Annotated in this window: 11 protein-coding genes; 6 read left to right on the forward strand and 5 right to left on the reverse strand. The window is 61.7% G+C overall.

Translation table 11 applies throughout. From position 1 onward, the window contains the following. Nucleotides 1–36 precede the first annotated feature (36 nt). Nucleotides 37–294: an ATP synthase subunit B family protein gene (locus tag J4D99_RS14805; protein WP_208132506.1), complete on the forward strand. Its 258-nt coding sequence runs from the start codon at nucleotides 37–39 to the stop codon at nucleotides 292–294. Between the two features lie 54 nt (nucleotides 295–348). Here J4D99_RS14805 and J4D99_RS14810 read toward each other — a convergent pair whose 3' ends face one another. After that, the gene (locus J4D99_RS14810; RefSeq protein WP_208132507.1) at nucleotides 349–705 is read right to left on the reverse strand and encodes a DUF3140 domain-containing protein; all 357 of its coding nucleotides are present in this window, start codon (nucleotides 703–705) and stop codon (nucleotides 349–351) included. A 97-nt stretch (nucleotides 706–802) separates the two neighbouring features. Then, on the reverse strand, nucleotides 803–2,032 hold the full coding sequence (locus J4D99_RS14815; RefSeq protein ID WP_208132508.1) for a TIGR03862 family flavoprotein: 1,230 nt from the start codon (nucleotides 2,030–2,032) through the stop codon (nucleotides 803–805). A gap of 62 nt (nucleotides 2,033–2,094) precedes the next feature. Here J4D99_RS14815 and J4D99_RS14820 point away from each other — a divergent pair, with 62 nt between their 5' ends. Continuing rightward, entirely contained in the window at nucleotides 2,095–3,297 is a 1,203-nt protein-coding gene (locus J4D99_RS14820; protein WP_208132509.1) for a cation:proton antiporter, read from the forward strand. Between the two features lie 125 nt (nucleotides 3,298–3,422). Here the strand turns inward: J4D99_RS14820 and J4D99_RS14825 are convergent, their stop codons facing one another. After that, nucleotides 3,423–5,213, reverse strand: a complete 1,791-nt coding sequence (locus tag J4D99_RS14825) for a chloride channel protein (protein ID WP_208132510.1) — start codon at nucleotides 5,211–5,213, stop codon at nucleotides 3,423–3,425. 94 nt (nucleotides 5,214–5,307) lie between these two features. Continuing rightward, a complete protein-coding gene (locus J4D99_RS14830; RefSeq protein WP_208132511.1) occupies nucleotides 5,308–8,304 on the reverse strand; it encodes a PD-(D/E)XK nuclease family protein in 2,997 nt (998 codons plus the stop codon). 228 nt (nucleotides 8,305–8,532) lie between these two features. On the opposite strand from J4D99_RS14830, the gene J4D99_RS14835 reads away from it, so the two are divergent. From J4D99_RS14835 to J4D99_RS14850, 4 genes are all read left to right on the forward strand, one after another. Further along, nucleotides 8,533–8,727, forward strand: coding sequence for a hypothetical protein (locus tag J4D99_RS14835; RefSeq protein ID WP_208132512.1), 195 nt, complete (start codon nucleotides 8,533–8,535; stop codon nucleotides 8,725–8,727). Nucleotides 8,728–8,863: 136 nt separating this feature from the next. Beyond that, nucleotides 8,864–11,524, forward strand: coding sequence for a PIG-L family deacetylase (locus tag J4D99_RS14840; RefSeq protein ID WP_208132513.1), 2,661 nt, complete (start codon nucleotides 8,864–8,866; stop codon nucleotides 11,522–11,524). A 285-nt stretch (nucleotides 11,525–11,809) separates the two neighbouring features. After that, entirely contained in the window at nucleotides 11,810–13,186 is a 1,377-nt protein-coding gene (locus tag J4D99_RS14845) for an aspartate kinase (protein ID WP_208132514.1), read from the forward strand. Nucleotides 13,187–13,303: 117 nt separating this feature from the next. Beyond that, nucleotides 13,304–15,280, forward strand: coding sequence for a CocE/NonD family hydrolase (locus J4D99_RS14850; protein ID WP_208132515.1), 1,977 nt, complete (start codon nucleotides 13,304–13,306; stop codon nucleotides 15,278–15,280). 124 nt (nucleotides 15,281–15,404) lie between these two features. Here the strand turns inward: J4D99_RS14850 and J4D99_RS14855 are convergent, their stop codons facing one another. Further along, nucleotides 15,405–16,295, reverse strand: coding sequence for a DUF2911 domain-containing protein (locus tag J4D99_RS14855; RefSeq protein ID WP_208132516.1), 891 nt, complete (start codon nucleotides 16,293–16,295; stop codon nucleotides 15,405–15,407). Between the last annotated feature and the right edge of the window lie 28 nt (nucleotides 16,296–16,323).

Genomic DNA, 16,323 nt, shown 5'->3' on the forward strand with positions numbered 1-16,323 from the left:
CACGGGCGTTTTCCCTACCATCCAGCACCCTAGCCTATGCTCTTCGTCGACATGCTTTTTGTGATGGTGGTGGGCCTGTCGTTCATCCCCATTATGACCGGGTACTGCGCCTCCTCCCGCGGGCGCTCGTTCTGGCTATGGTTTGCGCTGGGTTGGCTCCTGCCCATCATATCCTTCCTACTGCTGTTCGCCCTGATAGCGCGCGATGAGCTAGACCCCGGCCGCCAGCTGCTGCGCGAGGCCCGGCAGATTTTAAAGGAAGCCGAACAGAAAGCGGTGGAAAAAAATGGTTAATTTACTAATGGTCAATGGTTAATATTGTTCAATAATCCCTGACGACATTAACCATTACTTCTTCAGCGGGTCGTGGCCCCAGTTCATGAGCGAGTAGCGCCAGCGCGAGGTTTCGATGTCCTTTTTATCGTGCGGGCCCTGGGCCGAGTGGCGGCTCACGTAGCTGTGCACTTTGTGCATGTGAGCCTCGTCTGCGGGCGTGAGGTCGGCCTTTTTCTTGTGTAAAATCTCGATAATGCGCTCGCCCGAGTGGTGGCCGATGCTTTCGCCATCGCCGCTAGCCTGGCCCACCGACTTCGATTCGTCGGTTTTGAGCCACTTCTCTAGCTCGCCGGCCGTCATGTTCACGTCGTGCTTAAAAGAGGTATAGATGTCGTCGTTCTTACTATCGGAAGCGTGGGCGGTTGCCATAAGAAAGCATTGCTAAGTTTGAGAGTAACAGGCTTACTATAAGCTGCCCAGCTTGGTTGCCCGGCAGTAGCGCGAAGCAGAAGCTTCGCGCTACTGTTTATTTCTGCGCTAGCCACTGCTGCACGCCCGTCGCTACCCAGGCGCCGGTGCTGAAGCAGCCTTGCAGCAGGTAGCCGCCCGTGGGGGCTTCCCAGTCCAGCATTTCGCCCGCCACGAAGGTGCCGGGCCGGCGGTGCAGCATCAGGCGCGCATCTACTTCGGCCAGCGGCACGCCGCCCGCCGATGAGATGGCCTCGGCCAGCGGGCGCAGCCCGGTTACCGGAATCGGCAAGGCCGCGAGGCTAGGCCCCAGGTCGGGTGCCGGGCCGGCCAGCTCGCGCAGCAGCGTGGGCACCGGCGGCTTCAGGCTAAGGGCGCTGGCCAAAAAAGCCGGCAGCGAGGTGTCCGGCCGCCGCTGCGCCACGCGCCGCGCCAGCTCGGCGGGGGCCAGGTCGGGCTTCAGATTCAGGAGTAGGCTAGCGGAGTGGCCGGCCGCCAGCGCCGCCCGCAGTTGGGGCGTGAGGGCGTACACCGGCGTGCCCTCCAGGCCATAGTCGGTGAGCATAATCTCGCCGCGCACGGTGTGGCCGCCGCAGCTGAGGGCGATGTTTTTGAGCGGCGCCCGGCCCACCTTCTCCTTGAAGAAAGGTGACCAGGCCACCTCGGCGCCACAGTTGGCGGGCTGCCAGGGATGGCAGCGCACGCCCACCGCTTCGAGCAGGGGTACCCAGCCGCCATCGGAGCCGGTTTGGGGCCAGCTGGCGCCGCCCAGGGCTAGCACGGTAGCGGCCGGCTCCAGGATAAATTCTTCGCCCAGGGCCTCGTTCAGCAAGCGTAGGCCGGTATTTTCGGCAAAGCCTAGCCAGCGATGGCGGGTGCTTAGCTCCACACCCAGCTCGGCCAGGCGGCGCAGCCAGGCACGCAGCAGGTCGGCGGGCTTGTGCTGGCTCTCGGGGAAGACGCGCCCGCTGGTGCCCACAAACGTGGCAATGCCCAGCCCGGCGGCCCAGCGGCGCAGGTCGGTGGGGGAGAAGTGGGCCAGCAGCTGCTCAAACAAGGGGCTAGCCGTGCCGTAGCGCCCGGCAAACGCGGCAGGGTCTTCGCCATTGGTGAGGTTGAAGCCGCCGTGGCCGGCCACCAGAAACTTGCGCCCCACGGTGGCTTTCTGCTCGAAAATACGCACGCGGCAGCCGGCCTCGGCCAGGCGCTGGGCGGCCAGCAGGCCGGCAGGCCCGCCCCCGATGATGGCCACCAGTGGGGCAGTTGAAGTAGGAGAATCAGGCTTCACACGCCAAATTTACCCTGGCTGCCCCGGCAACGGCCACGCAAGCCCGACCGTACCCTAGCCACATGACTTCTTATGGCATTCTGATTGGCCTGAGCCTGGCCGTTATCCTTTCCTACCTCTTCAACCTGGCTTCGCGGGCTACGCGGGTGCCGTCGGTGCTGCTGCTTTTGCTCACTGGCATCGGGCTGCGGCAGTGGGCCGACTACCACGACTACAGCTTGCAGGTACCCAAAACGGTGCTCGAAATATTCGGCATTATCGGCCTGATAATGATAGTGTTGGAAGGCGCGCTCGACCTGCGCCTGAGCCGCGACAAGGTGCCGCTCATCCGGCGCTCGTTCTTCGCGGCGGCACTCATGCTGGTGGCACAGGCCGCGACTATCGGCGGGCTGCTGCACCTGTGGCTAGGGGCTAGCTGGCAAACCTGCCTGCTCAATGCCGTGCCGCTGGTGGTTATCAGCAGCGCCATCGCTATTCCGAGCGTAGCCAACCTGACGGGCGAAAAGCAGGAGTTTATCGTGTACGAAAGCACGTTTTCTGACATCCTGGGCATCATGCTCTTCAACTTCGTTGACCAGGAAGATTTTTACCAGGGCCAGGGCTTGCTCACGTTTGGGCGCGGCGTGGTGCTGATAATTCTGGTAGCCATTGCGAGCACCGTGCTGCTGAGCTTCTTGTTGGGGCGCCTGCGCGAGCACGTCAAGTTTTTCCTGCTTTTCGCTTTTTTGATTCTCATTTATAGCCTAGCCAAGCAGCTGCACCTGTCGTCGCTGCTGCTGGTACTGGCTTTTGGCCTGGCCGTTAATAATGCCGACCTGCTGCTGGGCTGGCTGCGGCTGCGCACCGGCTGGCGCAGCTTCACCGCCGAAGACCTCGCACCCGACCTGCACCAGCTCAAGAATATCACCGCCGAGTCGGCGTTTCTTATCCGCACGTTTTTCTTTTTGCTGTTCGGCTATTCCATCACCCTGGCTAGCCTCATCAGCTGGCAGCTGGTGGGCCAGGGCCTGCTGATAGTGGCCGTGCTCACCGGGCTGCGCTACTTGTACCTGCGCTACGTGGCCCGCACCGACCTGCTGCCCGAGCTGTTTATCGCGCCCAAAGGCCTTATCACGGTGCTGCTTTTCTATAGTATTCCGGCCCAGCACGTGCTCGGCGACGTGAGCGAGAATATCCTGTTTGTGGTCATTCTGCTCACCAGCCTGCTCATGATGGTAGGGCTGATAATCAGCCACCAGCAGCAGACGGAGGCCATTGAGTTTTGACGTGGCCGTGTAGAGACGCATCTTTGCGTCTCCTCATCTGCGCGGCTAGGGCAGGCGTGCCTCGACTCAGCGCAGTAGCGTTTGCACGGCGGCATCGTTCAACGAGGAGACGCAAGGATGCGTCTCTACGCCTGCCCTTCCTCTATCAGCTCGCGCCGATACCTGGCCAGGATAGCCGACTTTACAATGAAGCCCAGGTAGTTACCTTCATCGTCGCACACGGGCAGAGCGGTGCTGTCGGTACGCTCCAACACATCGAGGCAATGCTCGACACTGTCGGTGGCATGAATAATGGCCACCGGCTTTTGCATCAATTCGCTGAGCTTGGTGGTGGTGTAGTGGGCTCCGTCGAAGAGCGTGTCGCGCACCATGTCGAGGCTGATGATGCCGCGCAGCTGACCACTTTTGCCTACTACCGGAAACACGTTGCGGTGGGCGTGCCGAAACACATCGACTAGCTCGCCGAGCGTGGCGCTGGGCCGCAGGGCCAGAAAATCAGTATCGAGCAGCCGGTGCAGGTCGAGGCGCGAAAGCAGGTCGCGGTCGCGGTTGGCGTACACGTCCACGCCCTTGAGGGTGAGCTTGCGGGTGTAGACCGAGTAGGGCTCGAAGTGCTTGGTAATGAGGTATGAAAAGCTCGTGACGAACATCAGCGGTACAAACAGCGCGTAGCCGCCCGTGATTTCGGCAATCAAAAAGATGGCCGTGAGCGGCGCGTGCACCACACCCGCCAGCACGCCGGCCATGCCCAGCACCACAAAATGCACCTCCGGAATAGCCACTAGCCCCGTCATATTCACCAAGCGGGCAAAGAGGAAGCCGCCCAGCGCCCCCGCCACCAGCGACGAGCCAAACATGCCCCCGTTGCCGCCCGCGCCCACCGTAATGCTGGTAGCCACCACCTTCATCATCATCGTGAAAAAAACGAGAATGAGCAGCAGCCACACGTTGTTGTCTCCATACACCGAAAACAAGCTGTCGTCGGTGAGCGCCTGGGCGTTGCCGGCCAGCAGCTTCTCTACCACCGTGCTGTAGCCCTCGCCATAGAGCGGCGGAAACAGAAAGATGAGCGCCCCCAGCGCCGTGCCCCCTAGCAGCACTTTCTGCCAGCGCAGCCCGGGCCAGCGCTCCCAGAAATGGTCAAACCAGTGGTAGGTCCGAATCATATACACCGAGAGCAGCGCCGTGAGCAGCCCGAGCACCAAATAAAACGGCACCGTATTCACCACCCACGAGTTGGTAATGAGCGCAAACGGCTGGCCCGCGTACAGGGCCTTCGACACCACCGTGGCCGTGGCCGACGAAATGAGCAGCGGAATAAAATACTGCGCCGGCAACTCCATCAAAATCGCCTCGACCGCAAACAGCACCCCCGCGATGGGCGCATTAAAAATGGCCGCTATGCCCGCCGCCGCGCCGCAGCCCGTGAGCAGACGCCGCCGCCGTCGGCCCGCCCGCAGCACCCTGGCCGCATTGGAGCCAATGGCCGAGCCCGTCACCGAAATCGGGGCCTCGGTACCGGCCGAGCCGCCAAACGACACCGTGAGAAAAGCCGTGATGAGCTGCGAATATAGCTTGGAGCGCGGCACAATGGCATTTTCGCGGGCCGTGTTGTAGATAATGGGGCCGATGCCCCGGCCCAGGTTGCCGTGCAGCAAGTACTTGGTAACGAGCACCGTGAGCGTGATGCCGATAATTGGGTAAATCGAGAGAGCAAATACCCGGTTGGGCTCCGTCACGGCCTGGGCCAGCCGGTTTTGCTGCCAGTGCACGGCCGTTTTGAGGGCCACCGCCGCTAGCCCCGCCAACACGCCCACCAGCCCCGCCAGCCACACCACGTACACCCGCTCGCTCACATGGCGCAAGCGCCACAGCAGGAAGGGGTTAAGCAGGCGATGAACGAGGCTCTTCTGCATAATTACTCTAGCGCTACACCCTAATCGTTTGTCATTGCTTCGCAAGCTCGCAATGACAAACGATTTCTTTACCTAATACGGCCTTGCAAAAACCTTACCGTGCGCAGATGCCGCGGTAGGGGCAGTACTCGCACTTGGCCAGGTCGTCGGTTTTGCGGATGGGCTCGGCCGGGTCGAGCATGCGCCGGGCCAGCCGCGCTATTAACTCGGCGCTCGCCTTCAAAAAGTTGCTTTCGCCAGTGCCTTCAGTAATAAAATCGAGCGGCGCCGACAGCAGGCCCTCGTCGATTTTGCGCAGACTCATAATGGCCGCTTCCGAGCCGGGCGGCGCCGGGTTCAACTCGTCGCTTTCGAGCATGAAGCGGTAGAGCCAGAGCTGGCGCACCTTGTCGGCGCCGCTGCTCGACTCGGCCAGCAGGCGCTCCACGGTGTCGGCGGTACTAAGCGGTTTTTGGGTGCCGCGCAGGTTCAGCTCGCGGCGCTCCACTAGCCCCGTTTTATAATCGACTACGCGGCGGCGGCCGTCGGGCAGCGCGTCGATGCGGTCGGCGCGGCCGAAAATGCGCACCGCCAGGGGCTCAGCCTGGCCCGGCAGGTCGGCAAAGACGGTGGCCGCCATGGGCGTTTCCTGGGCCGTAATGCGCAGCGGCAGCACGCCCGGCTGGCCCGGCAAGCTTTCCAGGTACTTGCGGATGAGGCGCACGGCCACCTGCCCCAGCACATGGTTGAGGCCGTCGTCGGAGCGCGCCTGGCGGTCTTTTTCTTCCTGGCGCAGCTGGCGCTGCACCTCGGCCGGCACCTTTTTCAGCAGCTCGGGCAGGTCGGCGGCGGTGAGGTCGCGGGTTGAGAGCTCGAAGGGCTTGAGCAGGTGCTCGAGCGCGTCGTGCACCACCGTGCCAAAGCCGTCGGCACCCAGCGCCTCTTCCACTTCCTCATTCTCCTGAAAGCGGGCTAGCCGCGAAAAATAGAACTTAAGCGTGCAGGCCAGGTATTCGTTGAGGGCCGAGGGCGAGAGGCCGCGCTCGAGCACGCCGCGCAGGCCGGCCAGCATGGCGTCGTCTTTGGCCAGCACGAGGTCATTGAGCAGCTCATCGCCACTCGGGACCGTTAGCCCGGCGGGCACTTCTACCGTCTTGTCTTCCAGCACTAAGGCTGGGTTTTGGGCGGCCAAATCAAACTCGAGCTGCCGTAAAAACCGGCTGCGCTCGCCGGTGCGCACGCCCTCGGCGCCGGGCAGCACGTGCACCAGGTCTACGCGGCCGGCGCGCTGCAAGAGCCGCCAGAAGTTGTAGGCTGTGTTGGCCTCGGCGTCGGCGTAGGTAGGCAGCTTGTACTCGGCCAGCACATCGTACGGAAACAGCGACTGCTGGCGCTTGGGCGCGGGCAGGGTGTTCTCGTTGCAGCTCAAGATAATGACGTGGTCAAAATCGAGGGCGCGGGTTTCGAGCAAACCCATTATCTGCACCTGGGCTAGCGGCTCGCCGGCAAAAGGCAGGCGCGTGCGCCGCATCTGGTCGTACAAAAAGCGCCGGAACGAGCGCACGCTCAGTCGCTGCTCGCGGCAGTCGAAGGCCGTGTCGAGCTGCCGGATGAGCGTGTAAAACAGGTATAAATATTCGGCTTCGATGGCCGTGTGGTCGTGCTCATATACGCGCTTGAGCAAGTCAATCAGCGTGTAGCAAGCCCCGATGATATTATCGCAGTTATCCCAGGTCTTAAACAGCGCCTCGATGAGCGGGTGGCCGTGCCCTAGCCGTAGCAGCTCGGTGGCCGGCAGCAGCACCATATGCTTTTTGACAATCTCCTGGCAAATGGTATCGAGCAGCTTGTGGTACTGCGGCTCATCGGGCTGCGCATCCTGCCACTGCTGGTAGCGCCGCAAAAAGGGGTGCGCCAGCAGCTTGCTCACGGCCAGGTGGTGGTACTTGGGCACACCGTAGTCGCGCCCCGGCTCCCCTTCGCGAATGCCCGTGAGGTGCACCTCAAACAGCAAATCGACCAAATTGAACAAGGCCGTGCTCTGGAAGCTCAGGCCCATGGTCACGTTGAAATCGGGCACCAGCTCGGCGGGCGGCAGGCCGTGCAGCACGGGCAGCAGCAGGGTTTCGTCGGGCAGCACCACGGCCACCGTGGCGTCGGGGTTGCGCTGGCGGGCTTCGGCCAGCAGCTGGCCGGCCAGCTTGCCCTGCATGCTGGCATTGGCCACCCCTAGCAGGCGCACGTGGTGCGGCCGGCTGCGCAGATGGTCCTGGTAGGTGAAAGTATCGAGCGGCAAATCCCACTTGCCCCAGTAGCGGCGCAGGGCCTGGCCGGCACGGTTGGGCGAGTCTTTTTCGAGGTAAAACGGGTCGCCGTCGAAGTACAAATCCGCCCGGCCCACGCGGCGCAGCAGGTCGATAAACGTTTCTTCAGCCTTGCTCAAGCCCCCCAGCCCCACAAATACGTGGCGCGCCGGCAGGGGCTTCTTCACATCGGCCAGCTCGCGGCGCAGGCCCTGCACGGCCCGGCGGTAGGCTAGCCCCGGGTAAGACAGGTGCTCTTTCTTAAGCAGCGCCTTAAACCGCAGGTACACCTTGTGCAGCTGCCCCCAGAAGCCGAAGTAGCGGTCGAGACCAGTGGTTTTTTTCTCGGGGTCGAGCTGCCAGCGCTCCAGCGCCTTGGCCTCGGCCAGGTATTCGAAGATGGACTTGGTATCGGCCAGGTGCTGGTCGAGGGTCGAAAAGTCTTGCAGCAGCAGCCCGCCCCAGCCCACAAAGTGGTCGAACTGCAAGTCGGGGTCGATGTGCTTGAAGATATCGAACAGCAAGAGCTGCAAGGCAATAGGCTCTTCAATCTGCACACCCGCCCGCTCTACCATGTAGTCTTCCATGGCCGCGATGCGCGGCGCCCACAGCGCCTGGCCGTCGGGCGTGGCCAGGGCCAGTTCGTTTTTGAGATACACCACCGCGCGGCGCGTGGGCACAATGACGACCAGCTCGGAGAGCGCGTCTACATCGTGGCTGGCCAGCAGCTCCTGGGCCACCTGGGCCAGAAAGGAGCGCGTGGCCGCCGGGGCCGCCACCGGCGCGGCCAGGGTAGGGGAGGGCAGCATACTACCCAAAGATACGCCCGCCGCCCCGGGCTGCACTCAAAAAGCGGGCTGGTGCATTCGATAAGCCAGCCCGGCCATTCGCATGAAATACTAGGGGCAATGCCGCGTTTACCGGACATTTGAAGCGGTCATCGGGCTAGCCACGCCCTGACGGACGGCAACAACCTTGCTTTTCCCGTATGGCTGGCTCGCTGTTGCTATCTCATCCTTCCCCTTCTAGTTCTTGCTATGAAACGTGTTTCTTCTTCCACGCTGCGCAACACCTGGGCCGAGCCCCAGCTGATGAGCAGCGGGTGCGCAGGCTGTTGGGCTGCTGGCTACTGTGCCGCTTGCCTGCCCCTCAGCCTGCAAGCCCCGGCCGCCTGTCCGCTCAATACCTGCCCTGGTGCCCAGCGCCCGGTCAGTGATACGGCGCGGTACTAGCCAGGCTGCCTAGTTAGGAAAGCCGTCGGGCTGCGCAGGGCGCGGCGCGGCGGCTTTTTTGCGTTTGGAGCCCTAGCGAAAATGCGCGCCGACCCGGCCGCCCGGTAACTTCACGGCCCGAACTGGTTTGCTACTTATGCCTCTTTCGTTACGCGCTGCCGCCCGCCTCTGCCTGGCGTTGCTCACGGCTCACTATTCACTGCTCACTGCCCGAGCTCAAGCCCCCAAAACCTACACCTCCTCGGAGATTCTGCTAGGCCTCAAAAAGCTTAATGTGGTGGGCTCGGTGATGTACATCGCCGCCCACCCCGACGACGAAAATACCCGCCTGCTAGCCTACTTCGCCAACGGCCGCCAGCTCGAAACCAGCTACTTCAGCTGCACCCGCGGCGATGGTGGCCAGGACCTTATCGGCCCCGAATTGCGTGAGCAGCTGGGCGTCATTCGCACTCAGGAACTGCTGGCGGCGCGGCGCATCGACGGCGCGCACCAGTATTTCTCGCGCGCCAATGACTTCGGCTTCAGCAAGACCTCGGCCGAAACCTTCACCATCTGGGACAAGGAACAGGTGCTGGCCGACATGGTGTGGGTGATTCGCCAGCGGCGGCCCGATGTGCTCATCACCCGCTTCCCGCCCGATGCCCGCGCCGGCCACGGCCACCACCAGGCCAGCGCCATCCTGGCCGCCGAAGCCTTCGACGCCGCCGGCGACCCCAAGCGCTTCCCCGAGCAGCTCAAGTACGTGCAGGTGTGGCAGCCCAAGCGCCTGTACTGGAACACCGGCAGCTTCTTTGTGAAGCCCGGCGAGAAGATGGACGGCTACCTCACCCTCGACGCCGGGGGCTACAACCCGCTGCTAGGCCAGAGCTACGGCGAAATCGCGGCCCGCTCGCGCTCGCAGCACCGCAGTCAGGGCTTCGGCGCGGCAGCCCAGCGCGGCGAGGCCATCGAGTACTTCCAGTTCGTGAAAGGCACGCCCGCCAAAACCGATTTATTCGAAGGCATCGACCAGACGTGGAGCCGCGTGCCGGGCGGCGCGGCCATCGGCAAAATGGTGGACGAGGTGATTCGGAGGTATGATGCGAGCAACCCTAGCGCCAGCGTGGCGGGGTTGCTGAAGGTGCGAGAATCAGTGAATACGACGCTTCAGAAAGCATTTAATACTTATTCAAGCAGAGAGATTCCGAACATCGAGTTTCTAAACGAAGCGCAAGCAGAATTGATAGGAGCACATTTTTGGCTTTTGACTAAAAGCAATCAATTAGGCGACTTGCTTAAGGCTAGTTTAGGGCTTCACATTGAAGCAGTTGCTAGCGAGCCGACAATTGCAGTTGGACAAGTAGTATCTATCAATTCGGCGGCCCTCAATCCATGCGATGTGTCTGTGCAGTGGACTTACCAGCTAGATAAATCAGAAGTTGGCAGGAGTATCAATGTATTGCCAAAGGGCAAGATTAAGTCAAATTTGATAAAGCTTGAAGTTACACCGACTACTAGTATTTCGCAGCCTTATTGGCTTACAGGGCCAAGTTCGATTGGCATGTATAGAATAGACCCTAAGGGTATAAATACCCTGGACGGGTTTGGCTTCAAGGTTCACAACTGGGTTCCACAAAGCCTAATCGGTAAGCCAGAGAATCCTAGCAGCATCAGTGTCTGGAATCAGATTCAAATAATTGTGCCCGGTATTAATAAGCCACAGGAACTTGAATTTGAAACTCCTGTCCAATACAAGCACACCGACCCCGTGCTCGGCGAGCTGTACCAACCCCTAGCCATCGTGCCGCCGGTGATGGTGAATATCCCCGCCGCCCGCGCCTACGTCTTTGCCGACCAGCAGCCCAAGCAAGTGCCCGTAACGCTGCGCGCCGGCCAGCCCGGGGTAGCCGGGTCGCTGGCCTTGCAGGTGCCTAGCGGCTGGCAGGCCGAGCCCGCCACCGTCGCCTTCACCCTCAAAAACAAGGACGACGAGCAAACCGTCAACTTCACCCTGCGCCCGCTAGCCGGCGCGGCCGAGGGCAAGGCCGAGCTGCGCGCCGTGGCCACCGTGGGCAATGAGAAATACAGCCGCGGCATCCAGCAGATAGTGTACCCGCACATTCCGACCCAGACGCTGTTCCCCGAGGCCACCGCGCCGCTCGTGAAGCTGAACGTGGCGCGCGGCCACACCAAAAACATAGGCTACCTCATGGGTGCCGGCGACGAGGTGCCCGAGGCCCTGCGCCAACTCGGCTACACCGTGAGCCTGCTCGACCCCGCCACCGACCTCACCGCCGAGCGGCTAGCCCGCTACGACGCCGTGGTGCTCGGCGTGCGCGCCTACAACGTGCTCGACCGCCTCAAAACCCAGCAGCCCCAGTTGCTCAAATACGTCGAAAACGGCGGCACTATGCTCGTGCAGTACGTGGTGAACCGCGGCACCGTGCTGCCCGAAATCGGCCCGTACCCCCTCACCCTCAGCGCCGACCGCGTGACGGTCGAGAACACACCCGTCACGTTTTTGACCCCTGGCGCGCCGGTGCTGAATGCGCCCAACAAGCTCACGCCGGCCGACTTTGCCACCGGCTGGGTGCAGGAGCAGGGTCTGTATTATCCTTCGGCTTGGGATACTCATTATCAGCCGGTTATCGCTAGCCACGACCCCGGTGAAACCGATAAGCAGAGCGCCATCCTGGTGGCGCCCTACGGCAAGGGGCGCTACATCTACACCGGCTTGTCGCTGTTTCGGGAGCTGCCGGCCGGCGTGCCGGGCGCCTTCCGCATTCTGGCCAACTTGGTCGAGTCGGGCGGCAAGTAGCGCGGACTTTTAGACCACGAGTGAGGACTCTCCCGGCGGGACCTCACCCCCGGCCCCGGTTCGCTTGATGCGCGAGACCTTGAGGAGAAGGTAGCCACGGCGGCACGTTTATTCATTCGTTTTCTTAGGCTAGCCTTCTAACTTGCGAGCCGTTTGCCCAAAGGGCGAACGGCTCGCTTTTTATATCTAGAAAGACCTTCTCTGTAAAGTCCGCGCCGCCGTGGCTCCCCTCTCCCCAAGGAGAGGGGCCGGGGGTGAGGTCCCGCCGGGAGGGCGACACCAGACATGCTTACAGTAGAAAAAATAGGCGGCACCTCCATGACCGCCTTCGCCGATGTTCTCCAGAACATCATCTTTCACGGCCGCCAGGGCCAGGAATTGTACAACCGCATTTTTGTGGTGTCGGCCTATGCCAACGTGACCAACTGGCTGCTGGAGAATAAGAAAACCGGCGCGCCCGGCGTGTATCACCGCATCACCGAGCACCAGGAGTTTCGGGCCGCGCTGCAAGAAGTAGCCGCCAAGCTCAAGGAGCTAAACACGCACTACGCCCCGCTAGGCCTCGACCTGGCCGTGGCCGATGCCTTCATTCAGCAGCGCATCGACCAGGCCCAGGCTTACCTGGAAAGCCTCGTGAATGTGCTGGCCTCGGGCTATGTCAACAGCGCCAACATCTTGCAGGCCGCCCGCGAAATCCTGGCCAGCATCGGCGAGGCGCACTCGGCCTTCAACTCGGTCAACATCTTGCAAAACAAGGGTTTGAACGCCACCCTCATCGACCTCAGCGGCTTCGACGACGCGCAGCCGCTCACCATCGACGAGCGCATTCAGCAGGCATTTGCGGGCATCGATTTTGCCAATACCATCTGCGTGGCCACCGGCTATACCAAGGGCACCGAGGGCATTATGCGCGAGTTTGACCGCGGCTATTCGGAGGTGACGTTCAGTAAGATAGCCGTGGCCGTGCGGCCGCAGGAGGCTATTATTCACAAGGAATACCACCTCTGCTCGGCCGACCCCAACCTGGTAGGCCTGGACAACTGCCGCCCCGTCGGCTTCACCAACTACGACGTGGCCGACCAGCTCGCCGACGTAGGCATGGAGGCCATTCACCCCAAAGCCTCGAAGCCGTTGGAAATCAACGCCATCGACCTGCGCATCAAGAACACCTTCGAGCCCGAGCACCCCGGCACGCTCATCACCCGCGACTACGTGTCGCCCGAGAAGCACATCGAAGTCATTACCGGCACCGATAAAGTGGTAATAATCGACATCTACGACCCCCTGATGGTGGGCGCCGCCGGCTTCGATTTGCACCTCATGCAGGCGTTTTTCGATTTCGGCGTCAGCTACATTTTCAAGGCCACGAGCGCCAATAGTATCTCGCTCGTCATCTGGCAGAAAGACCTGAAGCCCGAGCTGGTGGCCGCGCTCGAAAAGAAGTACGAAAAAGTGACCATCGAAAACGTCTCGCTGGTCTGCCTCATCGGTTCCAACATCGACCAGCCCGGCCTGCTGGCCCACGCTGCCCGTGCACTGGCCGAGGCGGGCATTAATATTCGCAGCGCGGGCTTTGCGCTGCGCAAGGTCAACATTCAGTTTATCCTGGCGCGCGAGGACTACAAAGGGGCCATTATTGCCCTGAACAAGGCGCTGGGGTAGGGGCGTAACGTTGGCCCGCCCCGCCCGGTACTGGCCCTAAAATTCGGAGCGTCATGCGGAAGGCAGTGAAGTACGACGTTCTTTTGTGAGGTGCCCATCGGCTATTCAGCTTATCCTATGAAAAAAATGCTTCCCGCCGCCGTCCTGCTCACGCTCGGCCTAGCCCCAGGTGCCCGCGCCCAGTCGCTGGTGTTGCCGCCCGACACGCAGCGCGTGAGCGTGGAGCAGTTTCGGGCCCGGTTCGTGGCTGATACCGCGTACACCCGCGCGCACTACGTGAAGACGGAGTACGACATTCCGATGCGCGACGGGGCCAAGCTGCACACCGTGGTGTACGCGCCCCGCGATGCCGGCCGCGGGAGCTACCCCATTCTGTTGAACCGCACGCCCTACTCGGCGGGGCCGTACGGGCCGGACCACTACCGCCTGCGCGTGAATCCTAACGGGTTTTTGCTGCGCGAGGGCTACATCTTCGCCATCCAGGACGTGCGGGGGCGCTACCTTTCCGAAGGCACGTTTGAGGACGTGCGCCCGCAGCTGGCCGGTAAGGCCGGCAAAACGGCCATCGACGAAAGCACCGACACCTTCGACACCATCGAGTACCTGCTCAAAAAAGGCCCAAAAAACAACGGCCGCGTGGGCCAGCTAGGCATTTCGTACCCGGGCTTTTATACCACCGTGGGCCTGCTCAGCCGCCACCCGGCGCTGAAGGCCAGCAGCCCGCAGGCCCCGGTCACAGACTGGTTTTGGGACGATGACCACCACAACGGCGCATATTTCCTGACCGGCGCAATGGGCTTCTGGAACAATTTCGGCCAGCCCCGCCCGCAGCCGACGGCCCATTACCCCGATGGCCCGCAGATGAAAACGCCCGACGGCTACGCTTTCTACCAGCAGCTCGGCCCGCTCAAAAATATCAACGAGCAGTATTTCCACGGCCAGTACAAGCACTGGAACGACATCGTGGCGCACCCCAACTACGACGCCTTTTGGCAGGCTCGCAACCCGCGCCCGCACCTGCACGGCCTCAAAGCCGCGGTGTTGGTAGTGGGTGGGTTTAATGATGCGGAGGACCTGTTTGGCACCCTCAATACCTACCAGACCATCGAAAAGCAAAACCCCGGCCTTAGCAACCGCTTCGTGATGGGGCCGTGGGTGCACGGCGGCTGGAGCGGCAGCCCCGGCGAAATGGTGGGCAACGTGGCCTACGGCCCCTCGCCCTCGCTCTGGTATCAGCAAAATATTGAAGCGCCATTCTTCAAATCATATCTGAAAGACGTCCAGCCCGGCGCGGCCATTGCCAGCCTGCCCGAAGCTACTGTCTTTGAGGGCGGTACCAACCGCTGGCGCACCTTCGACGCCTGGCCACCCAAGCAGGCGCAGGCCAAAACGCTGTATTTCCGGCAAGCCGGCGGCCTCAGCTTCAGCCCGCCCACCACTGGCGCCAACGAGCGTCGCCGGGCCGACGTCAACTTCGAGTTCGACCAGTTCGTGAGCGACCCGGCCCATCCCGTGCCCTACACCGAGGCCACGGCCCCGAGTATGACCCGCGAGTACATGACCGACGACCAGCGCTTTGCCAGCCGCCGCCCCGATGTGCTCACCTACCAGACCGCGCCCCTGGAGGAAGATATGACCCTAGCCGGCCCCATTCAGGCGCTGCTGCAAGTGGCCACTACCGGCACCGATGCCGACTGGGTCGTGAAAATCATCGACGTGTACCCCGACGACACGCCCGACAATCCGCGCACCGCGCCCGGCGTGCACCTCGGCGGCTACCAGCAAATGGTGCGCTCGGAGGTGATGCGGGGCCGCTTCCGCGACAGTTTCAGCCAGCCCAAGGCCTTTGTAGCCAATGAGGTAACGGCCGTGCCCTTCACCGTGCAAGACGTGCTGCACACCTTCCGCAAGGGCCACCGCCTCATGGTACAGGTGCAAAGCACCTGGTTTCCGCTCGTCGACCTCAACCCACAGACCTACGTGCCCAACATCTACGAGGCGAGCGAAACGGACTTTAAAGCGCAGACGCACAAGCTCTACCACAACCCTGGCCACGCCTCTCAACTGGTCGTAAAGGTGCTGCCCCCTCAATAGCCATTTGTCCTTGCGCGCAACGAAGTGAAGCGCGGCAATCTTTCCTTGTCGCTAGGGTGCTGTCCCAACGATTAAGGAAAGATTGCCGCGCTTCACTTCGCTGCGCTCGCAATGACAGAAGTTTTTATTTGCCGCCTTTCTTCGCCTCAGCCACCAGCTCGTCGTTCAGTTTAACGTAGTCGGTGTTGGGCGGCGTCGCAGCTAGGGCCAGCTTTTTAGACCGCTCGGCGGCAGCGATGGCACCTTTGTAATCCTTCATTTTCAGGCGGATTTTGGCCTCCGTGTTCACGTTCCAGAACTTAGGGTCGGTGGCGTTGGCCTTCTGAATCCAGGCTAGGGCCTGCTTTAGGTCCTTGTTGTTGTCGTAGTAATACACGGCGGCGCCGGCCAGGTCATTGGCCGTCGGGCTGGCGTTTTTGACAACCTTCTCGTCAATCTGGGCCATCACCTTCGCGTCTACGTCGCTGGTGATTTTAAACTTGGCGCCGGTGTTTTCCCACTCCAGGTCCACGTTGGCGGTGGCAGGCGTGAGGTCGGCAAAGTTGATGGTGAATGTCTCCACTTTATTTGCCAGCTTGTAGGGCTTAACGGTGAAGCGGGCCACATCCTGGTCGTCCTTGAAGCCATCTACATCAGCACCTTGCTTCAGGCTTTTATTGAGCACTACCGTCCACTCATTGGCTGTGGGGATGGTATAAATGCCGTATTCGCCGGCCGGTACCTTTTTACCTTCTACTAGCACATCATCCGAAAACTTGATGCTGGTGGTGGCATTGGCACCGGTGCGCCAGCGCTTGCCATCGGCTAACACTGCTTTGTCGCCGCCAAAAACGGTGCGGCCCTTGGCGCTAGGCCGGTAGTAGGTGATGGTTACATCAGTAAGGCCCACGCGCTGGGTTACAGTGCTTTTGGGGCTAGCCTGCGGTGTCGAAATCTGCGCCTGGGCGGCGGGGGCGGCTAGCAGGGTTGTGGTCAATACCACAGCGGTGCCGAAGTGGGCAGCAAAGTTTTTCATATCAAATAAACGGGAAAAAGCGGCATGT

This window comes from Hymenobacter sp. BT559, assembly GCF_017571525.1.
Taxonomy (GTDB): Bacteria; Bacteroidota; Bacteroidia; order Cytophagales; family Hymenobacteraceae; genus Hymenobacter; species Hymenobacter ginsengisoli.

Bases quoted from the DNA above. Each gene is read 5' to 3' on its own strand.
- J4D99_RS14810 (WP_208132507.1), bottom strand. From the start codon at position 705: ATGGCAACCGCCCACGCTTCCGATAGTAAGAACGACGACATCTATACC.
- J4D99_RS14835 (WP_208132512.1), top strand. From the start codon at position 8,533: ATGAAACGTGTTTCTTCTTCCACGCTGCGCAACACCTGGGCCGAGCCC.
- J4D99_RS14855 (WP_208132516.1), bottom strand. From the start codon at position 16,295: ATGAAAAACTTTGCTGCCCACTTCGGCACCGCTGTGGTATTGACCACA.
- J4D99_RS14820 (WP_208132509.1), top strand. From the start codon at position 2,095: ATGACTTCTTATGGCATTCTGATTGGCCTGAGCCTGGCCGTTATCCTT.
- J4D99_RS14825 (WP_208132510.1), bottom strand. From the start codon at position 5,213: ATGCAGAAGAGCCTCGTTCATCGCCTGCTTAACCCCTTCCTGCTGTGG.
- J4D99_RS14830 (WP_208132511.1), bottom strand. From the start codon at position 8,304: ATGCTGCCCTCCCCTACCCTGGCCGCGCCGGTGGCGGCCCCGGCGGCC.
- J4D99_RS14840 (WP_208132513.1), top strand. From the start codon at position 8,864: ATGCCTCTTTCGTTACGCGCTGCCGCCCGCCTCTGCCTGGCGTTGCTC.
- J4D99_RS14845 (WP_208132514.1), top strand. From the start codon at position 11,810: ATGCTTACAGTAGAAAAAATAGGCGGCACCTCCATGACCGCCTTCGCC.
- J4D99_RS14805 (WP_208132506.1), top strand. From the start codon at position 37: ATGCTCTTCGTCGACATGCTTTTTGTGATGGTGGTGGGCCTGTCGTTC.
- J4D99_RS14850 (WP_208132515.1), top strand. From the start codon at position 13,304: ATGAAAAAAATGCTTCCCGCCGCCGTCCTGCTCACGCTCGGCCTAGCC.